The sequence below is a fragment of the Streptomyces sp. SCSIO ZS0520 genome (genome assembly GCF_025643355.1).
GTDB lineage: Bacteria > Actinomycetota > Actinomycetes > Streptomycetales > Streptomycetaceae > Streptomyces > Streptomyces physcomitrii.
In genome coordinates, this window is record NZ_CP092644.1 from 33,676 (window position 1) to 56,111 (window position 22,436).

At 71.9% G+C, this 22,436-nt stretch carries 7 protein-coding genes and 3 pseudogenes; 2 read left to right on the forward strand and 8 right to left on the reverse strand.

Translation table 11 applies throughout. From position 1 onward, the window contains the following. Positions 1-41: 41 nt before the first annotated feature. The 7 genes and pseudogenes from MID12_RS00120 to MID12_RS00150 form a co-directional block, all read right to left on the reverse strand. The gene (locus tag MID12_RS00120; RefSeq protein WP_263163951.1) at positions 42-2,966 is read right to left on the reverse strand and encodes a thioester reductase domain-containing protein; all 2,925 of its coding nucleotides are present in this window, start codon (positions 2,964-2,966) and stop codon (positions 42-44) included. Next, on the reverse strand, positions 2,963-6,823 hold the full coding sequence (locus MID12_RS00125; RefSeq protein WP_263172761.1) for a MupA/Atu3671 family FMN-dependent luciferase-like monooxygenase: 3,861 nt from the start codon (positions 6,821-6,823) through the stop codon (positions 2,963-2,965). Before MID12_RS00125 ends, MID12_RS00120 begins: the two co-directional genes overlap by 4 nt. Further along, positions 6,809-9,709 (reverse strand): annotated as a pseudogene (locus MID12_RS00130) (amino acid adenylation domain-containing protein); the annotation flags it as partial. The gene MID12_RS00125 and the pseudogene MID12_RS00130, both read right to left, overlap by 15 nt. A 187-nt stretch (positions 9,710-9,896) precedes the next feature. Continuing rightward, positions 9,897-11,570, reverse strand: a pseudogene (locus tag MID12_RS32345) (condensation domain-containing protein); the annotation flags it as partial. A 1,278-nt stretch (positions 11,571-12,848) separates the two neighbouring features. Continuing rightward, positions 12,849-14,408: a helix-turn-helix domain-containing protein gene (locus tag MID12_RS00140; RefSeq protein ID WP_263163956.1), complete on the reverse strand. Its 1,560-nt coding sequence runs from the start codon at positions 14,406-14,408 to the stop codon at positions 12,849-12,851. After that, entirely contained in the window at positions 14,405-14,980 is a 576-nt protein-coding gene (locus MID12_RS00145) for a transcriptional regulator (RefSeq protein ID WP_263163958.1), read from the reverse strand. The genes MID12_RS00140 and MID12_RS00145 overlap by 4 nt, the downstream gene beginning before the upstream one ends. Further along, a complete protein-coding gene (locus MID12_RS00150; RefSeq protein ID WP_040245980.1) occupies positions 14,973-15,548 on the reverse strand; it encodes a PadR family transcriptional regulator in 576 nt (191 codons plus the stop codon). Before MID12_RS00150 ends, MID12_RS00145 begins: the two co-directional genes overlap by 8 nt. A 1,704-nt stretch (positions 15,549-17,252) precedes the next feature. On the opposite strand from MID12_RS00150, the gene MID12_RS00155 reads away from it, so the two are divergent. After that, a complete protein-coding gene (locus MID12_RS00155; RefSeq protein WP_263163960.1) occupies positions 17,253-21,152 on the forward strand; it encodes an AAA family ATPase in 3,900 nt (1,299 codons plus the stop codon). Between the two features lie 89 nt (positions 21,153-21,241). Here MID12_RS00155 and MID12_RS00160 read toward each other — a convergent pair. Then, positions 21,242-21,827 (reverse strand): annotated as a pseudogene (locus MID12_RS00160) (DinB family protein). Between the two features lie 144 nt (positions 21,828-21,971). Here MID12_RS00160 and MID12_RS00165 point away from each other — a divergent pair. Continuing rightward, positions 21,972-22,403 carry a PPOX class F420-dependent oxidoreductase gene (locus tag MID12_RS00165; RefSeq protein ID WP_040245983.1) on the forward strand — a complete coding sequence of 144 codons (432 nt, stop codon included), beginning with the start codon at positions 21,972-21,974 and terminating at the stop codon, positions 22,401-22,403. Positions 22,404-22,436: the final 33 nt, after the last annotated feature.

A 22,436-nucleotide genomic window follows, 5' to 3' on the forward strand; every position in this document is an offset into this window, starting at 1 on the left:
GGGTGTCCTTGGTGTGAGTACGGGCTCGGCGGGCGCGCGGGTTACCAGGTGACGGGCAGTGCGCGTACTCCGTAGAGCACCATGTCGTGGCGGAAGGGCAGCTCTTCGAGGGGGGCGGCCGGCTGGAGGGTGGGGAACTTCTCGAAGAGTCCGGCGAAGACGGTGCTCAACTCGACGCGGGCCAGGGTCAGTCCGATGCATTTGTGGAAGCCGTGGCCGAAGGCGACGTGGGACTGCGGGTCCGGGCGGTGGATGTCGAAGGTGTCGGGCTCGGTGAAGACGGCGGCGTCGCGGTTGGCGGCGTTGATCATCACCAGGAGGCCGTCGCCCTTGCTGATCCGTGTGCCGGCCAGGGTGAGGTCCTCGGTGGCGGCCCGGGGCAGGCCCGCGTGGTTGATGGACAGGTAGCGCAGCAGTTCCTCGACGGCCTGCGGATACAGGGCCGGGTCGGCGCGCAGGGCGGCGAGCTGTTCGGGGTGTTCGAGGAGGGTGGCGGTGCCCAGGCCGATCATCTGGGCCATGGTGTCGTAGCCGGAGAGCATCAACAGGGCCGCCAGGCCCACGAATTCGTCGTGGGAGAGCTTGCCGGCCTCTTCCTGGGCGACGAGGCGGCCGAGCATGTCGTCGGTGGGCTGCTGTTCGCGGGCGGTGACGACCTTGTCGAAGTAGGCCATGAGTTCGCGGGCGGCGCCCTCGGCCTGGGCGGGGGTGCTGCTGCGGTCCAGGATGGTGTCGGTGAGGGTGACGAAGATGTGGTGGTCCTCGTAGGGGACGTCCAGGAGTTCGCACATGACGGTGGCGGCCATCGGGAAGGCGAGGTCGCGGACCAGGTCGGCGGTGGTGCCGCGGGCGGCCATGGCCGCAAGGAGGTCGTCGAGGATGGCCTTCATGCGGGGCCGTTTGGCTTCCATCTGGGTGATCAGGAATTCGCGGGTGACCAGGCGCCGCAGGCGGGTGTGGTCGGGGGCGTCCTGGTTGAGGAAGAAGCCGGGCGGGATGGGGGTGTCGCCGGAGATGTAGGAGGGGTATCCGGGGGTCTTGGGGTCGGAGCTGAAGCGCAGGTCGGTCAGGACGGTGCGGGCGTCCTCGTGGCGGGTGACGAGCCAGACGTGTTCGCCGCGCGGGGTGCGGACCTGGAACACCGGTTGTTCGGCGGCCAGTTCGCGGTAGGCGGGGGGCGGGTCGAGGGGGTGGGTGCGCGGCAGCGGGAAAACCGGGGCCGGGGTGGTGGTCATGGTGGGTGTCTCCACGGTGGTGGGCCGCAGGTGGCGGGCGGCGGCCTCGTCGGGTGAGGGCAGGAAGCCGGTGGCGACGAAGTGGTCGAGGTAGAGGTCGAACAGTTCACGGTCGACGGGGTGGGGGCGGATGCCGGTGCCCTCGAGGGCGGCGTCGAGGTGGGTGGTGGTGAAGGCGGGCCTGCTGCCCTGGTAGCCGACTTCCTCGGCGGGCTGGTCGGTGCCGAACAGGGGGAGGTAGCGGGCCAGTTCGTTGTCCTCGCCGCGTTCGACGGCGGCGGCCAGTTCCCGGTACCAGCTGCGGTAGTCCAGGCGGCGCAGCCGGTAGCCGTAGGCGGTGATGAGTTCGAAGATGTCGTTCATGGCGGTGGGGCGGGCGCTGGGCAGGTTGAAGACGGCGTGTTCGCTTCGGGCGCTCAGCGCGATGTGGGATACGGCGGCGGCGCAGTGGTCGACGGGGACCAGGTCGAGGAGCAGGTCGAGGTCGAGGTAGGCGCCGAGCTGGATGCAGCCCTTGATGAGGTGGTTGATGAAGGTGTCGGGTGAGCAGGCGCCGCTCTTCTGGGAGCCGGTGACGGCGCCGAGGCGGTGGACGTGGGTGGGGATGCCGCGCTCGCGGGCCTGGAGCATGAGGGTGTCGGCGACCCATTTGGACTGGCGGTAGCCGCCGACGACGTGCGCGCTCTCGGTGAGCGCCTCCTCGTGCCAGGTCCGCTCACCGGGGTGGCCGGGGTAGACGCCGATGGTGGACACGAAGTGGACGGCCTTGATACGGGTGCGGCAGGCCAGGCGCAGGACTTCCAGGGCGCCGAAGACGTTGACGGGTTTGAGCTGGGGGTAGGGCACGATCCAGCTGGAGACGGCCGCGTTGTGGATGACGAGTTCGGTGTCGGCGGCCAGGCGCAGGTAGGTGTCCTTGGTCAGGCCGAGGTAGGGGCGGCCGGTGTCGCCGGGGACGGCGGCGACGCGGTCCATGTCGGTGTCGGTGAGCAGCCCGTATTCGGCGAGGTTGGCGCGGACGCGGTCGGTGGCCTGGCGGGGGGTCTGGGCGCGGACCAGGACGTGGACGGTGGCGGTGGCGGGGGTGCGGTCCAGGAGTTCACGCAGCAGGAACGCGCCGGTGTAGCCGGTGCCGCCGGTCAGCAGGATGTGGTGGAAGGGGCCTTGGGTGGCGGGCAGGGCCTCTGGGTGGGGGGTGATGTCGGGGGGCAGGACGGCGTCGGCGCGCATGGCCTCGGCGTCGATGCCGCGGGGGTTGCCGGCGCCGGTGACGGCGGGGTCGGCCTGGGAGCCGATCATGCGGGCGAGCCGGGCGACGGTGGGGTCTTCGAACATGCGCCGCAGGTCGAGGCGGATGTCGTAGCTCTCGCGGATCTGGGCGGCCATCTGCAGCACGGTCAGGGAGTCGCCGCCGAGGTCGAAGAAGCTGGTCTCGACGCCGACTTGGGGCAGGCCGAGCAGGTCCTGCCAGATCCGGGCGAGGTGTTTTTCCACGGGGGTGCGGGGGGCGAGGTAGGCGCGTTCGGGGCTGGTGTCGGCGCTCAGTGCCGGCAGGGCCGCGCGGTCGACTTTGCCGTTGGGCAGGTGGGGCAGGTCGGGCAGGACCATGAAGTGGGCGGGGACCATCGCCTCGGGCAGGTGGGTGCGGGCGAAGGCGCGCAGGGAGGAGCGCAGGCCCGCCGCCCAGGCGGAGGTGAGCGGGTCGTTGGCCAGGGGGCGGTGGGTGCTCATGCCTGGTCCTTTTCGTCTGCGGGGCCACGGTGATCCGCCCGGTCTGCCGGGGCTGTCCGATCCGCCGGGGCTGCCGGGGCTGCCGGGGCGGACTGCTCTGCCGGGGCTGCCGGGTGGGCGGGGTCTGCGGGGCGGGTGGACTGGTCTGCCGGGGCTGCCGGGTCTGCCGGGTGGGCGGGGGTGGCGGGGGTGAAGTGGGCGTCGAAGGTGTCGAGGTGGCCGTGGTCGGGCACCAGGGTGCGCACCGTCATCGCGTACTGGGCGGCGAGGGTGTGCAGGTCCTCGGGGTTCAGGCCGGCCTCGTGTTCGCGTTCCCACAGCAGGCGGTCCAGGTCCCAGGCGGTGGCGGCCTCGTCGAGTTCGGCCAGGGCGCCGGCGGCCGCCGTCAGCGGGGCCAGGCGGCTGTTGGGGATGCCGCGCACGAGCAGGGGGCCGGAGGCCGCGGCCAGGCGGGTGCGCAGGACCTCGAGGTCGCGCTCGCAGTCCTGCCAGGTCGTCTGCCGGGCCGGGGCGGCCGGGGGGCGGGGGCCGGTCAGGAGGGTGACGTCGTAGCGGAAGAGGGAGAGTTCGTTGTGGTAGGTGCCGCGTTTGAGTTCGATGCGGACCTCGGTGATCTCGCCGAGTTCTTCGGCGAGGTGGTGGAAGAAGGCCGGGGACAGGCACAGTTCCCGCTCCTCCCCCAGGTGCCAGGCGATCTGGGCGCGTAGTTCCCCGGCGCTCTGCAGCGGGGTGGCGCGGTGGAGCTGGACGGCGGTGTGGAAGGCGGGAAGCATCTCCACGGAGCGGACATCGCCGAGGAAGACGGCGCCGCCGGGGGCCAGGGCCCGCAGGGCGTCGGTGAGGACGGTGCGCAGGTAGTCGGTGGAGGGGAAGTACTGGGCGACCGAGTTGATGACGACGGTGTCCAGGCTGTGCGGGGCGAGCGTGGCCAGGTATTCGGGGCCCGAGCGGTGCAGGGTGACGTGCTCGGGCAGGGGGTGGCCCAGGCTCGCGGCGGCGGCGGTGAGCGCGGTGGGTGACAGGTCGACGCCGTGGTAGGCCGCGACCTCGCCGGCCAGGGAGCGCAGGACCAGTCCCTGGCCGACGCCGATGTCGGCCAGCGCGGTGGGCTTCAGGGCGCGGATCGCCTCGACGGTGTGGGCGAGCCACTGGCGCATCTCGGGCAGCGGGATGGCCTCGCCGGTGTAGCTGGAGAGCCAGCCCGCGAACGCCGCCCCCTCACCCCCCTCACCGTCGCCGCCGCCGTCGCTGTCGTTGTCGCTGTCGCTGTCGCTGTCGCCGTTGTGGTGGGGGGTGGTGTAGGCGCTTTCCCACACCTCGCCCCAGTGCTGGACGTGGGCGTCCTGGACGGCGGTGTCGGTGCGGGAGCCGGCGGGTGAGACGTAGGCGACGAGTTCGGTGCCGTGGGCGGCTTCGACGGCGGTGACGGCGACGGCGTCCAGGCCGGGGTGGCGGGACAGGACGCTTTCGACCTCGTCGGGCTCCACCCGGTGGCCGAGGATCTTGACCTGGCGGTCGACGCGGCCGAGGAATTCCAGGCTGCCGTCCGGGCGGCGGCTGACGCGGTCGCCGGTGCGGTAGAAGCGACGCCGTGTGCCGGGGGCGGTGACGAAGCGTTCGGCGGTCAGTTCGGGGCGGTGCAGGTAGCCGGCGGCCACGCCGTCGCCGCCGATCCACAGCTCGCCGCTGACGCCGACGGGCAGTTGGCGGCCGCGTTCGTCGACGACGCGGGCCTCGGTGTTGGCGAGGGGCCGGCCGATGGGGACGGTGGCGGTGTCACGGGCGGCGTCCAGGGCGTGGACGGTGGACCAGATGGTGGTCTCGGTGGGCCCGTACATGTTGAACAGGCGGGTGGCGGGCAGCGCGTCGGTCAGGCGCCGGGCCAGGCCGGGCGGGAAGGCTTCGCCGCCGACGAGGAGGGCGCGCAGGCCGGCCAGCGCGCTCAAGGCGGCGGGTTCGGCGGCGATGGCGGCCAGCAGGGAGGGGGTGCCCTGCAGGAGGGTGATGTCGTGGCGGGCGCACAGTTCGGTGAGGCTGTGGGCGCTGTCGGCGCTCTCCTCGGCGTGCTGGTCGCGCAGCACGTCGACCCAGGTGAGGCTCTCCAGGACGGCGTCGGTCTCCAGGCCGAAGTCGACGAGGCAGGCGATCTCGTCGACGCCCGCGGCGGACAGGTCGCGTACGAGGTCGGCGCAGGTGTCCGGGGAGCCGAAGAGGCCGGAGGTCTCGAAGTAGCGGTCGATGGCCAGGTCGATGACGGCGTCGATCTGCTCCTCGGCGCCCATCTCGGGCAGGTCCTTGCCGGTGGCGGTGAACAGGGTGCGCCACAGTTCGGTGGAGCTGCGCAGGTAGGCGCGGAAGGGGTCGCGGGCTCGGCGGCGGGCGTCTTCGGTGTCGTCGGACAGGAAGGTGTGGACCATGACGGTGACCTGGCCGGGCCCCTGGTGGCCGGCTTCGGCGCGGGCCGTGCGGTAGGTGTCGATCTTCTCGGCGAGTTCGGCGGTGGACTGCCCGAACAGGTGGGTGAGCAGGTTGGCCCCGGAGGCGCCGGCCTTGCGGAAGGTGGCCAGGGTGCCCACCGAGGTGAGCCAGATCGGCGGCTCGGCCTGGACGGGGGCGGGGAAGAGGGTGACCTCGACGTCCTGGCCGCTGCCGCCGGTGCGGGTGATGCTCTGGCCGCGCCACAGGCGGCGGAACTCCTCCAGCTGGGCGCTCATGATGTCTTTGCGGTCGGCGAAGTTGGCGGGGCGCAGGACGAAGTCGTTGGAGTTCCAGCCCGCGGCGAAGGCCAGTCCGGTGCGGCCGCCGGAGAGGTTGTCGACCAGGGACCATTCCTCGGCGATGCGGAGGGTGTCGTGCAGGGGGGCCACCACGCTGCCGCAGCGCAGGGCGATGCGTTCGGTGGCGGTGGCCAGGGCGGCGGAGAGCACCGAGGGGTTGGGGTAGAGGCCGCCGAAGGCGTGGAAGTGGCGTTCGGGCGTCCACACGGCCTCGAAGCCGTGCCGGTCGGCGAAGCGTGCCGCCTCCAGCACCAGCCGGTAGCCGTCCTGGGTGGAGGCGCCGGCGGAGGCGGCGAAGAAGAACAGGCTGAAGGCGGTCGGCCGCTGGGGGGTGTCGCTGCGGGGGGTGAGGTTGGCGGTGAGGCGTTCACCGGCGATGACGACTTTGGCGCCGTGGGTGAGCGGCCACAGCAGTTCGGTCACGGAGATGTCGAAGGAGACGCTGGTGACCGCGAGGACGGTGTCGTGCGGGGTGCAGCCGATGCGCTGGTCCATGCCGGCGAAGAAGTTGAGGGCGTTGCGGTGGCGCAGGGCGGTGCCCTTGGGGGTGCCGGTGGAGCCGGAGGTGTAGATGACGTAGGCGGTGTCCTCGCCGGTGACCGGGGTGTCGGGTGCGGTGGCGGGATGGGTGTGCAGGAGGTCGGCGTCGCGGGTGAGGTCGATGACGTGCGCGGCGGTGAGGGTGTCGGGGGTGCCGGGGCCTTTGAGGAGGCAGGCGATACGGGCGTCGGTGGCGATGTGCTCCAGGCGGCCGGTGGGGAAGGAGGGGTCCAGGGGGACGTAGGCGGCGCCGGTCTTGAGGACCGCGAGCAGGGCGGTGACCAGATCGGGGCCGCGGCGCAGGCTGACGCCGACCAGGTCGCCGGGGCCGATGCGGTGGGCGCGCAGGTGGTGGGCGAGGCGGTTGGCGCGCGCGTCGAGTTCGCCGTAGGTGAGCTGGGTGTGGCGGTGGACCAGCGCGATCGCCTCGGGGCGGGTGCGGGCCTGGTGGGCGAACTGCTCGTGGACGGTGGTGCGGTGGTCGTAGGCGAGGGCGGTGTCGTTGAAGCGGGCCAGCCGGGCGTGTTCGGCCTCGTCCATCAGGTCGGCTTCCACGAGCGGGAGTTCGCTGTGTTCGGCGACGGCGGTAAGGGCGCGCTGGTAGTAGCCGGGCAGGCGGGTGCACAGGTCTTCGGGCAGGGCGGCGAGGTCGCAGTCGAGCCAGAGGGTCAGGGTGCTGTCGTCGGGGTCGATGAGGAAGTTCGCGGCCAGGGGGTAGTTCGTCTCGGCGATCCCGGCCGTGACCGTCATGGGAACCCGCTCACCACGGTCGCCCGCGGCGTGGAAGTCCATGAAGTTGACGTAGCTGTCCAGGCGGAGGCTTTCGCCGGTGTCCTGCTGCATCTGGGCGAAGGGGTAGCGGCGGTGGGGGGCCGAGGCGCGTTCGTGGGCGAAGACCAGGCGGGCGGTCTCGGCGAGCGTGGCCCGGGAGAGGTCCAGGCGCAGCGGCAGGGTGTTGAGGAAGACACCGATGGTCTCGTCGCCGCCGGCCTCCTCCAGGCGGGCGTTGGCGACGACACCGGTCAGGACCTCGTCGTCGCCGCTCGCCAGACGCAGGACGGCCAGATGGGCGGCGGTCAGGAGGGCCTTGAGGGGCAGGCCCTCCCGGCGCGCCAGAACGGTCAGGGCGCGGGCGGTGTGCGGGGCCACGGGGATGTCGTAGCGGCGGTGGAGGGCCGACCCCGAACCGGCACCGGTGCCGGAACCGGTGCTGGTATCGGTGCTGGTATCGGTGCCGGTGCCGGTGCCGGTGCCGGTCTCGGTATCGGTGCCGGTGCTGGTGCTGGTGCCGGTATCGGTATCGGTATCGGTGCTGGTGCCGGTGGTGCTGGTGCCGGTTTCGGTGCCGGTGGCGGGGGTGGGGAGGTGGGTGGGTTCGGCGCCGTGCAGAAGGTCGGCCCAGTAGGCGCGGGAGGTGTCGTCGGCCAGGGCGCGGCGTTCGGCGGCGACGAAGTCCCGGTAGGTGGAGGGCACTTCGGGCAGGGCGAGAGGGGTGCCGGTCAGGCGGGCGGCGTAGTGGGCGGTGATCTCCTCGAGCATGCGCATGTCGCTCCAGCCGTCGAGGACGACGTGGTGCTCGATCACGGACAGCTCGAAGGAGGTGGGGGTGCAGGGGTGGGCGGTGAACTTCAGCAGGGGGGCGTGCGCGGTGTCGAAGCGGGTGAACTTGGCGCGTTCGACCCAGGCGCGCAGGGCGCCGCGGCGGTCGCTCTCGCTCAGGTCGGTGAGGTCTTCGCCCCGTTCGACGGGGACGCGGACCTGGTGGTGGACCAGCTGCAAGGGCTCGCTGTAGCGGGCGAGGTCGAAGGAGCAGCGCAGTGAGGGGTGGCGGCGCACGGTGTCGGCGACGGCGGCGGTCAGGGCGTCGAGGTCCAGGGGGCGGCTGATACGGACGCTGGTGACCACGCGGTAGACGGAGGAGTCCTCGGCCAGGGCGGCGTGGTAGAGCATGCCGGTCTGCATGGCGCTGAGGGGGTAGGCGTCGTCGAGGCCGTCGGGCAGCAGGGCCCGGTCGGCGTCGGTGAGCAGCGCGAACGGCGCACCGGGACCCGCGGTGGCGGGGGGTTCCAGGGGGCGCAGGTGTGTGGCGAGTTCGCGGATGGAGGGGCCCTGCAGGAGGTCGGCGACGGTGAAGGTGTGGCCGCCTCGTTCGGTTTCGGCGCGGACGCGGATGGCGTGCATGGAGTCGCCGCCGAGGGCGAAGAAGGAGGCGTCGACGTCGGCCTGTGCGATGCCCAGGACGGTGCACCAGGCCCGGTGCAGGAGGTGTTCGGCCTCGGTGGCGGGCGCCGTCACCACGCCGGAGTCGGTGGCGGTGGCGGCGGTGGTGGGGGTGGGGAGGGCGGCGCGGTCGAGTTTGCCGTTGGGCAGCAGCGGCAGGGCGTCCAGGGTGACGAAGTGCGCCGGTGTCATGTGGGCGGGCAGGGTGCGCCGCAGCAGGGCCAGGAGTTCGCCGGTATCGGGGGCGGGCCCGTCGGGGACCAGGTGGGCGATCAACTGGCGCCGGCCGTCTGCTTCTTGGGGTGCGCTGACCACGGCCTGGGTGATGCGGGGGTGCTCGAGGAGGGCGGATTCGATCTCGCCGGGTTCGATGCGCAGGCCGTTGACCTTGACCTGGTCGTCCAGGCGGCCGCGGTAGAGGAGGACGCCGTCCGTGCGGCGCAGAACCGCATCGCCGGTCTTGTAGAGGGTGCCGGGGCCGAACGGGTCGGGCAGGAAACTCGCCGCGGTCAGGTCGGGGCGGTGCAGGTAGCCGGAGGCGACCTGGACGCCGCCGATGTGGAGTTCGCCGACCGTGCCGGGGGGCAGGGGCCGCCCCTCGGGGTCCAGGACGTACAGGCTGGTGTTGGCCACCGGGCGGCCGATGGGCACCGGGCCCGCGGCGTCGGCGGGGCTCACGTGCCAGTGGGTGACGTCGATGGACGCCTCGGTGGGCCCGTAGAGGTTGTACAGGTCGGGGCCGCGGGTGCCGGGGCTGTGGTGGCGTTCGAAGAAGCGGTGGACGGTCTCGGGGCGCAGCGCCTCGCCGCTGCACACCACGCGGCGCAGGGTGGGCAGGGGGGCGGCGGCGGGTTCGGTGAGGAAGAGGTCGAGCATGGACGGCACGAAGTGGACGGTGGTGACGCCGTGGTCGTCGATGGTGCGGGCCAGGGCGCGCGGGTCGCGGTGGGCGCCGGGCGCGGCCAGGTGCAGGACGGCGCCGTTCAGCAGCGGCCAGAAGAACTCCCATACCGACACATCGAAGGTGAAGGGGGTTTTCTGCAGGACCTTGTCGTCGGGGGTGAGCCGGTAGGCGTCCTGCATCCACAGCAGCCGGTTGACGACGCCGCGGTGCGGGACGGCGACGGCCTTGGGGCGGCCGGTGGAGCCGGAGGTGTACAGGACGTAGGCGGTGTCCTCTGGTCCCACCACAGCGGCTGCGGCTGCGGTGGTGTCGGGGGTGGTGGTGTCGGGTGCGGGGGGCGGTGGGTGGGTGGGAGGTCGGTGGGGGGGGGTCGGTGGGTGGGGTGAGGGTGGGCGGCAGGGTGTCCACGTTCAGGGTGGGGAGGGTGGTGGCAGGGAGGCGGTCGGTGAGGGTGGTGCGGGTCACAAGGTGCCGGGCGCCGGAGTCGGTGAGCTGGAACTCCAGGCGGGCGCGGGGCAGTTCGGGATCCAGCGGCAGGTAGGCGGCACCGGTTTCGAGGACCGCGAGGAGGCTGACGACCAGTTCCGGGGAGCGTTCGTCGCAGACGGCGACGATGTCGCCCCGCCGCACGCCGCGGGCGCGCAGTTCGGCGGCGAGTGCCTGGGTGCGTTGGGTCAGTTCGCGGTAGGTCAGGCGGGTGCCGGCGCTCTCGACGGCGAGGGCGTCGGGGGTGCGGGCGGCCTGGGCGCGGACCAGGTCGTGCACAGGCCGCTCGAGGTCCCAGTCGCGCCGGTGGGCGCGGGCCTCGGCGGCGAGGGCGGTGCGTTCGGCTCCGGTCAGGAGGTCGAGGTCGCCGAGGGGGCACTGGAGGTCGGTGTCGGTGTCGGCGAGGCGGTCGAGGAAGGCGGTCAGGCGTGCCCGGTGGGCGTCCAGGACGCCCGCGTCGTGCAGGGCCGGGTGGGCGTCGAGGGTGAGGCGCAGGTGGGAGCCGTCGCTGCCGCCGAAGAAGGTGAGGGCCAGATCGCGTACCGGGCCGACGGACAGCTGGTGGACGGTGCCGGTGAGGGTGTCGAAGGTGAGGGCGTTGTCGAAGCCGATGACGTTGACGACGACGCCGGGGGCGGACTCCACCGCGTGGGTGCGGCGCAGTTCGCGGGCCAGTTCCTCACCGCGCAGACGCTGATGGGCCAGAAGTTCACCGACGCGTTCGGCGACCTGCTCCACGAGGGAGGCGAAGCTCTGCCCGGTGCTCACGCTCAGCCGCAGCGGCAGCACGTTGGCGAGCATGGCGGGGGTGGTCAGGGCGGCGCGGGTGGTGCGCGCCCGTACCGGCATACCCAGGACGAGGTCGTCGTGGGGGCTGAGGCGGCGCAGGTAGGCGGCAGTCGCGGCGAGGGCGATGACGGACCAGTGGGTGCCGAAGGCGGCGGCCCGGTCGCCGAGGCCCCGCAGCGCGGCCGGTGCGCCGTAGCGGGCGGCGGGGCCGGTGGTGCCGGCGTGGGGATCGCCCAGGCTCAGGCGGTCGGGCCAGTCCTTGCTCTGCCGGCGCCAGTAGGCCAGGTCGCTGTCGTAGGCGTCGGAGCGGCGGTAGGTGTCCTCCTCGTCGAGGAGGTCGGCCAGACTCGCGGCGATCGCCTCGGTGGCCTCGGTGCCCTGGCAGCGTGCGGTGTACAGGTGGGCGATACGGCGCCAGTACAGCATCTGGCCGTAGCCGTCGAGGACGATGTGGTGGTAGCGCAGGTGGAACAGGGCGTGGTCGGGGGCGAGCCGCAGCAGGGTGTGGGTGAGCAGCGGGCCCTTCAGCAGGTCGACGGGGGTGGCCAGGTCGGCGCGGACCCAGTCCTCGGCGGCGGCGCGCGGGTCGTCCTCACCGCTGAAGTCCCGTGTCTCCAGGGGGGCTTGGGCGTCGTCGGCGACCTGCTGCCAGGGGGTGTCCTCGGCGTCGGTGGAAAACCGTACGCGCAACGCCTGGCTCTCGGTGTGGGCCTGGCGGACGGCCGCGGCGAGGTGGTGCTCGTCGAGCGGGCCGCGCAGTTCGATGTAGCCGCCGCAGTTGTGCTGGTTCTGCTCGGGGTCGAGGTGGTGCGCGATCCATACGTCTTTCTGCGCCGCCGACAGTGGGAAAAGCCCGACAGGGTGGTCCACGAGATTTCTCCGTCTCATGCATGGCAGGAAGCGCACACCGGATTACGGCAGCGGAATATGCGGCACGTCAAAGGACGGGACGGCACGGGCGGTCGAACCCGTGCACACCCGGCTGAATCAAAAGGAAACCGGCGGCCGCGACATACGCGTTCCCTGCCGGAAAAGGTCTCTCCCCCGCTCCCCCGTCTTCGTGCAGACAGTGCACCACTACCGCCGCCCCGTCCCGAGGCGGACACCGGCAGGGCATTACCCGGCCGAGGCAATTACCCTGCCCTGTCTCCTACTTCACCGCGTCTGTCACTTCACGGCATCTCTTACTTCACCGCGTCTGTCACTTCGCGGTGTCTCTTACTTCAGCAACCCGCGCCGGTGACGTCAAACCCCATCGGGAGAACCGTGCGGGCGGGTGCGGGATTTCCCTGCCGCGGGAAGGCCCCGCGGGAAGGTGTTGCGGGAATCCCCGCGGGAATCCCGCCGCCCGGTCAGGGGTGGGACACCGCGGCCCGAGGGATGGTGTCCGTGCACGTCAGCGCCGTGCGGCGGCCTCCGGGCGGCTTCCGGGCGGCTTCCGGGTGACTGTGGCGGCTCCTGCTGCGGGTGGGCGGTCGCACGGTGTGCGGAACACCGTAGAGGAATTGCCCATTCCGAAAGTGTGGTTGATGAGTGGCATGCTGGGCCGCTCACCGAAACCGTTGCCCGCCAGGCGGATTTGTCCGGTCCGCGCCGAAGCCGCGGCCACTACCGGCTACCCGTGCGCAAGCGGCCCGGTATCGAGAGGGAGTTCCCCGTGATGACGGTGCGTGTACCGCTCTCGTGCGGGATCCACGCGCCTGCGGTGCGGCTTCGTGCCGCACAGGCCGAGATCGATGTGCATAGCGCCCCCGTTTCGCATCTGCATCAAGGCGGTCAGCTTATGACCACCGGCCTTTCTCCGGCAACCAGTTCGCGTACGGGCTTTCCCTATTCGGGCCGCGAGGGTACGGGGATCGCACCGAGCCGACAGGAAGTGACTTTGGGTAATCGAATGGGAGGGGGTGGGGTGGGGAGTTGAGCGGGAATGCCGGGGCGCGCCGGGGAGGTGACCGGAGAGCGCCGGGGAGGTGACCGGGGCGCTGGGTAGTTGTCCGGGGGCGCCGGGGTGTTGCCGGGCCGGGGTGGCGGGAGTCGACCGGGGCCCGGGTGCCCGGAGGCCCGGGGGTGTCCCGGGGTGTGCTGGGGGCCCGGGGGTGCCGGGGGCCCGGGAGGCTGGAGCCCGGACGTGCCGGGGATGGCCCCGAGGGGTGCTGGGGGTCTGGCTTATGGGTCGGTTGTGGGGGTGGGGGGGTGGTCGTCGCCGAGGGGGTAGGTGTCTTTGACCTTCACCTCGCTCAGGGCGCGGCCCTCGGTGAAGACGCGGCGCCAGTCGCCGGCGACGTGGAGTTCGTCGGTGCCCATCGCGCGGATCACGAGCAGTCCCGACTCGTGGGCTCTGAAGGCCTTGAGCCACAGGTTGGCGAAGGCCTGGGAGCGGATCAGGTGCATCCAGTCCGGCCGGTACAGCTCGCGGTTGTAGTGCGAGGTGCCCATGGTGGCGACGAACTTGGCGTACATGGCCTTGACGTATTCCAGGGTCACCGTGTCGTCGGCGGCCAGGGCGCGGTCGCGGGCGTCTTTGAGGGTGAGGCGGAACTTCTCCAGGAGGCCCTCGCTGGCGCCGGAGGTGAAGGACTCGTGGATCACGGGTGCCTCGCACAGTGAGTGGCGGGGGCCGGACAGGCGCAGCAGCAGGCGCAGGGTGGGTTCGGTGACCCACAGGGGGCCGGGTTCGTCGCGTTGTCCCAGGGGGTGGGGCAGGACGTCGTCGTGGTGCCAGTCGGGCGGGGTGATCAGGTGGACGCCGGCGCGGCGCCGGTCGTGGGCGGGGCCGGTGTGGTGTTCGAGGCGGCCGAGGGGGAGGTGGGTCTTCAGGGCGGACAGGTAGGCGCCGTTGAGGTCGAGGGCGGACACCTCGTGGCGGCCCGGCGGGAGCCAGGGGCGGGTCCATTTGGGGCGGGCCTCCCAGATCAGGTCGGCGCCGCGGGCCTTTTGCGGGCGCAGGATCTCGGGCAGCGGGGGGTGGGCGATCACGTCGTAGCGGCCGCCGATACGGCAGTGGTCGAGCAGGGCCATCGCGTCCGGGATCGCCTTCTTGACCAGAGCCGCGGTGGCGGCCTCCGGATCACCGCCGTGCTGCAGCAGCGCCGTACGGACCGCGTCGGCGACCAGATCCGGCACCTGCCCCGGCCCCTCGGCACGCCGCCCACGCGCCACCAGCGGCTGCGCACCACGAACGGGACGCGGCGAACGACCGGGGGCGGGGGCGGGCGCGGGCGATTCGGGCGCGGGTGGTGCGGGGGTGGCGGAGGGTGCGGGGGTGGTGCATTCCTCGGGGGTGAGGTGCTGGGGGAAGCCCTCGACCTGGTGGCGGGCCGGTCCCCCGCACAGCACGCAGGGCCGCGCCGTACCCAACTCGCCCTCGCCACCGCCGGGTTGGGCGGGGCCGGGGTGGGCGAGTTCGGATTCGGGTTGGGCGGGGTCGGGTTGGGTGGGGGTGTCGTGGAGGGGGGTGGTGGGGGTGAGTGCGGCGAGTCTGTCGCGGGCGGCGTCGAGGAAGTAGGCGTACTTCTCGCGGGTGCTGCCTTCGGGGTCGCGGCCCTGTTCCCAGGCGCGGACGGTGGCCGCGCTCACGCCCAGGGTGCGGGCGAGTTCGGTCTTGGACAGGTTCAGGGCCTCGCGCAGGGCCGCGCGCCTAGCGGGGGGCGGCAGCGGCGCCTTGGGTCCGGAGCGGGCCAGGAGCGCGTCGATCGCGCCGAACTCGCCGTCGGGGCGGGCGTTCACGCGGCGAAGCCGATGTTCGTCACGTACTCGTAGCTGCCCCACTGGGAGCCGAGGTCGCTGAGGTACTCGCCGACCCAGTGCTCGTCGAGGGCGGCCGTGTCGCCGTCCGCCCAGGCGCCGACGAGGTTCTCCCAGCGGCGCACGTTCATCGTCCGGTATTCGAGGACGCGCTGGTGGGGGCGTACGACCTGGGACTGGTCGAGGGGGTGGATCTCCACCCGGGTGCCGCGCCCGCCCCGGTTGAGGCGGGCCAGCAGATGCCGGGCCACGTTGCGGCGGCGGACCTGCCGGTAGGCGTCCTCGACACGCCGCAGGTTCCGCGGGGAGGGGCTGCGTGTGCCGTCCTGCCAGGCCTTGAGGGTGCGGTCGGTGACGGTGAGCCCGGCCGCGCGGGCCGCGCGGCGGGCACGGGGGCTCCTGGTGAGGTAGTTCAGGCGGGCGAGCAGACCGCGGCGGGTGGTCACCGGGGAGGTGATCCCCCCGGCGAGCCGGTCGAGCTGGCGGGCGATCGCCTCGCCGCCCTTGATACCGCGGGCACCGAACTTCCCGAACTCCAGGCTGCGTTCAGGCATCGGCCGCCCCCCGGACACGGTGCCGGTCGGCGAGCGCGCGCAGAGCGAACCCGTACCAGCGGATGTTCTCCCGCTCGAAGGCCAGCCCCCGCGCCAGCGTCAGATACGGGCCGAGCCGGCGTTCACCCGCGAGGTACTCCTCCTCCGTACGCCCGTCCAGGAGACGGGCACGCGAGCGCTCGTAGTCCTGCAGCTTGCCCCTCGCCGCCGCGAGCCTGGCCTGGAGATGGCTGCGGACACCCGCCGTGTCACCGAGGTCCACCGCCTCGACCTGGACCAGCAGCTCATCACGGATCGCAGTGGGCCTGGGCGCGCGGGCGGTGAACTCCCGCAGCGCCGCGCGACCGGCGTCGGTGAGGGAGAACAGGCGCTTGTTGGGACGCCGCTGCTGCTCGACGAGACGGGCCCGGACCAGCCCCTGGGCATCCAGCCGCTCGAGTTCACGGTAGAGCTGCTGAGGCGTGGCACTCCAGAAGTTCGCCACCGCGGCGTCAAAGGACTTGGCCAGGTCGTAACCGGAGAACTCGCCGTCGGCGAGCGCGGCGAGGATCGCGTTGCGCAGGGCCATACACCCGACCCTACCCCCGCACCCCACACCCCCCGGCGCCCCACCACAACCACACCCCCGGACAGGACGACCACACCCCCGAGCAGGGACGACCCCACCCCCGGGCAGAGCCCCGACCACACCCCGGATGGGGCGCTCACACGCCCGGGGCGGACGGCCACCTCCCCAGGCGGGGGACGAGCGCACCGCCGGGCAGGACGGCCTCCGGCAGGGCGGCCGCGCACCCGGCGGGGCCGACTGCGCCGCCGGGCAAGGCGGCCTCCGGGGGGCGGCCGCACACCCGGGCGGGGCAACCGCGTCCTCCGGCGGGGCCAACCGCCCCGGGGCGGGATGACCGCGTGCCCCGGCAGGGCCGACCGCACCTCCGGGCAGGACGACCGCACCCCCGGGCAGGACGACCGCGTCCTCGGGCGGACAGCCCCGGCAGGGACGACCGCGCACCCCGAGGCACGCCGACCTCCGGCAGGACGACCACACCTCCAGGCAGGCCAACCGCACACCCGGTGAGGCAACCGAGCCGTTGGGCAGGGCGATCACCCCCTCGGGCAGCCCCCCCCCGGCAGAACAACCGCACTGCCGAGCAGACGGCCACGCCAATTGCACCGTCAGGCAGGGCTCCCGGCAGGACGACCGCGCCTCGGTGGGGCAACCGCCCCCTCGGCGGGGCAACTGCGTCCCGAGCGGGACGACCGCACCCCGGGCAGGACACCCTCCGGCAGGACAGCCGCATACCAGGGCAGGGCAGCCACACCTCCGGGCAGGGCACCCCCGGGCGGGGCGACCGCACCCCGGGCAGGACGACCGCACTTCCCGACAGGCCAACCACACCCCGGGCGGGCCAACCGCACCGCCGACCGCACCGCCGGGCAGAACGCCCCCCGGTGGGACGACCGCACCCCCGGGCGGGCCAACCGCACCGCCGACCGCACCGCCGACCGCACCGCCGGGCAGAACGCCCCCCGGTGGGACGACCGCACCCCCGGGCGGGCCAACCGCACCGCCGACCGCACCGCCGACCGCACCGCCGGGCAGAACGCCCCCCGGTGGGACGACCGCACCCCCGGGCGGGCCAACCGCACCGCCAACCGGACCGCCGACCGCACCGCCGGGCAGGACGACCCCGGTGGGACGACCGCACCCTCGGGCGGGCCTCGCGTCCCCCGGCGGGGCGACCGCTCCTCCGGTCCGGGCCGGACGACCCCCCGCCGGCGGGGGGGAATCGCATTGCCGGGGTGGGGCAACCAGGCCGGGGGTGCGTGCGTCTTGGAAAGGGAAGGGGCACCGGCATCGGGGCCCGCGAGGCGACGTGCCCGAAAGGTGAGCGGCGCTCAATTCCGGCCACCACCCCGGTCAACGCCTCCCACATACACCGACAGTGTTATGCCGAGGAATTCCCGGCAAATCTCCGCTGTTATCGCCGATAACGCATGCAAGAAACGCATCGATAAACAAAACGGGCAAACAAGTGCCCGGAATGCGGGAGTCCGGAAATCTCTGGCGATAGTCGTGCGGCATCGGCCCCGCGCGAGAACGCGCATTGCACACGGTTTCCCTCTTGGGGGTTTCGTGTATGCTGGCCCTCATTGGCGAGAGGCCTGGTGAGCGGGGGTGACGTGGCCTCGGCAGCACTTTTGTGACTTTCGATACGGGTGCACAGGCGCAGCCCGGCCGCAACTCCTCCGGGGCGACGGCCGGGCGCTTTTTATGCAAAATTATCGGCCAGTTAATTATGTTTTTACCGGCGGCTCTGGTGGCACCGGCCGGGGGGCGTATAGCTTACCCGGGAAGCATGAGCCTTCGCGGACATTTTCCCGCGTCGTATTTCGGGGGGTGCGGACAGCAGTGTTTTCATTTGCCGGGGCCAAACAATTCGATGCGCACTTCGAAAAACTGAGGAGGGTGTTCTCCCGCACGCTGCAGGGCGAGGTGGGCGTCGTCCTCGTCGAAGGGGCCGTCGGCTGCGGCAAGACCCACGCCCTGGACGCCGTCACCGCGCACACCGCCAAAGCGGGCGCGCTGGTCCTCAAGGCCTACGGCTCCTGCGCCGACCGCACCGCACTGGGCACACTGCGCCAGCTGATCGACTCACCCCGCCTGCCCAAAGCCAGCGCCGAACGACTGCGCCGCGCCCTGGGCCCCGACCCCGCCGACACCCTGCCTCCCGCACCGGGACACGGCGAGAACAACCCCCCGGCCGCCTGCGCCCACCTGCCCGGCGCCCGCGAGTTCCGCGCGGCACTGATCGAACTCGCCGCCCGCGAACCAGTCGTCATCTGCATCGACGAACTCCACTCCGTGGACGCGGTCTCCCTGCAATACCTGCTCTACCTCGCCGGCAGCGCCCCCACCGCCAAACTCCTGCTGGTCTTCGCCCAGGCCACCGACACCGACCACAAAGACGCCGTCTTCACCACCGAACTCCTACGCCGGCCCAACTTCCAACGCCTGCGCGTCGAACGCCTGACAGCCGAGGAAACCGCCCGCGGCCTGACCACCCGCCTCGGCCTGCCCTCCCCCTTACACCTGTCATGCACCTGGCACGACATCAGCGGCGGCAACCCCCTCCTGCTCCGCGCACTCATCGACGACTACCGCACCACCCCCACCCCAAGCACCGCCACAAGCCGTGCCACAGACACCACCACCAGCACCACCACGGACACCACCACCAGCAGCACTGCGGGAAGCACTGCGGGCAGCACCACCACCGGCGGCACCGCGGGCAGTGGTGCGGGCGGCGCTGCGGGCAGTGGTGCTCGCGGCCGGAGCAGCGCCGCGGCAGGCAGAAGCGGCGCCGCGGGAAGCCGGGGCAGCGGCGCGGGAGGCCGGGTCGAGCCGGTGGTCGGCGACATGTTCCTGCAAGCCGTCCTCACCTGCATCTACCGCAGCGGCCGCACCGTCTCCCAGATCGCCGCCGGCATCTCCGTCCTGGGCACCGGCACCTCCCCCGAACTCCTGGCCCGCCTCCTCAAAACCGGACCCGCCGCCACCACCCGCGCCCTCACCGCACTCGAAACCGCCGGACTCCTGAAAAACCTCGCCTTCCGCCACCCCGCCGTCCAAGCAACCGTCCTGGAGAACATGGACGACGACCAACGCCTGGACCTCAACCGACGCGCCGCCACCCTGCTCCACCAAAACGGCGCCTCCACCCTCAGCGTCGCCCGCCACCTCCTGGCCGCCCAAGACGCCGAACAACCCTGGGCCATCCCCCTCCTACGAGACGCCGCCCAACAAGCCCTCGCCGAAGACGAAGCCAAACTCGCCGTCGCCTGCCTCGAACTCGCCTGCACCGCCAGCAACGACCCCGAAGAACAAGCCGGACTACGCCTGGGCATCGCCGGAATCATGTGGCGCCTCAACCCCTCCGCCTCCGAACGCCTCCTCGAAGAACCCCTCGCCGCCCTCCGCTCCGGAACCCTCCCCCCCACCCACATCGCCAGACTCGGCGAACTCCTCCTCGCCCACGGCCGCATCGAAGAAGCCCGCAGCGCACTGGGCCACATCCACCCCACCACCCCCCACACCAACACCTCAGTCCTCTCCCAATTCCGCATGACCACCCGCTGGGCCCAACACACACCCCACCCACAACCACCCACACCCCACACCACCCCACCCAGCACCCACAGCAGCACACCCGATGCGCACGAAGCCTGGCCGGAGGCAAACACCTCACCCGGCATGCACGAGACCTCACCGGGCACCCCCACCGCCGCACCGGGCATGAGCAGCACCCCACCGGGCATGCACGAAACCTGGCCGGACACGAACACCTCGCCGGGTGTGCACGGAGCCCCGCCGGGCAACTCCACTCCCCCACCCGGCACGAACAGCAGCACACCAGGAACGCACGACGCCCCGCAGAACACGAACAGCGGCACACCGGGTACACACGAGACCCCTCACGGCGAGCGCACCACCTCGCACGGCGGGCGCACGACCTCGCCGGGCATGCACGGGACCTCGCACGGCGGGCACGGGAACTCGCCGGACACGAACACCTCACCGAACGGGCGCAAAGCCCCATCGCCAGGCACGCACGGAACCCCGCAGAGCGGGCACGGGACCGCGCGGAGCACGAACACCTCGCCCGGCACGAGCAGCACACCGGGCCGACACGGGACCCCGCGGGGCACAAACACCCCTCAGGGCATGCACGGGACCCCACCCGGCACGAGCAGCACACCGGGCATGCACGGGACCTCACCCGGCACGAGCGGCACACCGGGCGGGCGCGGGACCTCGCCGGGCGCGAACACCTCACCGGGCGGGCGCGGAGCCCCGTCGCCGGGTGGGCGGACGCGGGCAAAGAAGGGCTCCCTGTCCTCGATCACCGCGGTCTTCAGCGGCTTCTTCGGCACCGGACAACAAGAGGAATCCCCCCTCGCCGCCGCGGAGAAAGTCCTCGAGGTCTCCCCCCTGACCGACGCGACCTTCGAACCCCTCGTCACAGCCGTCAACACCCTCCTGTTCGCCGGCCGCCCCGACAAAGCCGCCCCCTGGTGCGACGCCCTCATCGACGAATCCCGCCGCCGCCGCGCCCCCGGCTGGCGCGCCGTCTTCGCCTCCCTCCGCGCGGAGACCGCCCTGCGCCTGGGCAACCTCACCGAATCCGCCTCCTACGCCCGCACCGCACTGGAAGCCGTACCCGGCCGCGACGGCAGCGTCTTCATCGGCGGCCCCCTCGCCCACCAGATCCTCGCCTACACCGCCATGGGCAAATACGACACCGCCGCCCGCCACCTCAGCCACCCCGTCCCCGACGCCCTCTTCCGCAGCGTCTACGCCCTCGCCTACACCCGCGCCCGCGGCCGCTACTACCTCGCCACCGGCCGCACCAACGCCGCCCTCGGCGAACTCCTCATGACCGGCAAACTCGCCCAACGCTGGGACATGGACGAACCCGCCCTCCTCCCCTGGCGCACCGACGCCGCCGAAGCCTGGCTCCACCTCGGCGAACACGACAAAGCCACCACCCTCCTCACCGAACAACTCACCAAAAACAACACCGACGCCCGCGTCAAAGGCACCACCCTCCGCCTCCTCGCCCACACCAACACCCCCGACAAAAAAACCCGCCTCCTCACCCAAGCCATCGAAGAACTCCAACGCTCAGGCGACCGCCTCGAACTCGCCCGCGCCCTCAACGACCTCGCCCACACCCCCCACACACCGACCCCACCCGCGCCACCACCCTCACCCACCGCGCCTGGCACATCGCCAAAGAATGCGGCGCCGAAGAACTCGCCCACCACATCCACCACCCCCACACCACCACCCACCACCCCCCGCACCCACCACACCGGCACCCACCCAACAACCCACCCCACCACCCCACCCACCCGACCCACCATCACCCCCACCCACACCCCCCCCCCCCACCCCCCCCCCCCCACCACCACCAAACTCAGCGAATCCGAAACCCGCGTCGCCACCCTCGCCACCCCACGGCCACACCAACAACGCGAAATAGCCGCCACCCTCTACATCACCATCAGCACCGTCGAACAACACCTCACCCGCATCTACCGCAAACTCCACATCCAAAACCGCCACCAACTCCCCACCGCACTCCACCCCCACACCAACAAAACCGCATAAACGGCTGTCTCAAATGGCAAGTTTCGAATAGTCAGCGCGTACAGCACTGCCGTGGACACGGCCCGCTCGTCATACGGAGCGGGCCCCCGCTACGTCTTGATCGGTGCGGCCGACCTGGCGGCCTGCTCGATCTCCGCGCAGTGGGCCGCGCGGGCTTCCTCGTCGATCTGCTTCTCGTTCTCGGGGCGCAGCCCGGTCCGGCCGTCGAGGCTCTCGCGCAGGATATCGGCGTGCCCGGCATGCCGGATGGACTCGCCGAGGACATGGACCAGGACGGCGAACAGGTTCGTATGGAAATGCGGCTCCGGCCACCACGGCACATGGCCGGGGGCGTCGAGGGGGGAACTCGTGGATCGTCGCGTCCGAGTGTTCCCACGTACGCCGGTAGAACCCGATGATCTGATCGCGGGTCTCGTCCTCGGCCGCCCACAGATCGCTTCCGTCGGAGTCCTGCCATCGGGGCAGCAATTCCGGGGAAGGGCGGTCGAAGACCTCGCCGAAATACCTGGCCTCGACGGTGGCCACGTGTTTCACCAAGCCGAGGAGATTGGTCCCGGTCACCGTCAAAGGCCAGCGGGCGTCGTATTCGGACAGGCCGTCGAGTTTCCAGAGCAGCGCCTCGCGGTCCCGGCGCAGTCGCCCGTGCAGATTGTCCTTCGCGAATTCATCGATCATGCGGCATGAGCCTGCCATGGGCTCATGACCGACAGATCTCCGCCCCCGCACCGTCCAGCGCCCGGATCCGCCGACTCGGCTCCCCGGTCAACACGGCGATCCCTTCCTTGACCTCACACCGGTGTGAGGGTTGATGATCTTTCCATGACCACTGCCTCGTTCGACCCGCACACACTGCTCGCCCGCAGCACCCTCGGTGTCCTCGCCACGATCAAGGCCGACGGATCGCCGCAACTCTCGCCCGTGCAGCCGTTCTACGACCCCGCCACCTCGACCCTGTACGTGTCGACCACAGCGAGGACGGCCAAGATCGCCAATCTGCGCCGCGACGCACGAGCCGCCCTGGAAGTCACCAGCGCCGACGGCAGGTCCTGGGCCACGGCCGAGGGCACCGCCCGGATCACCGGCCCCGGCAGCGACCCGCACGGGCCCGAAGTCGAAGCCCTCGTCGACTACTACCGCCGGGCCGCCGGGGAGCACCCCGACTGGGACGAGTACCGGTCGGTGATGGTCTCCGACCACCGCGTACTGATCCAGATCGACGTCACGCACGTATACGGGGCCGACCTCGGCTGAGACGGACCGGAGCCCCGCGCCGCCCGCCGTCGC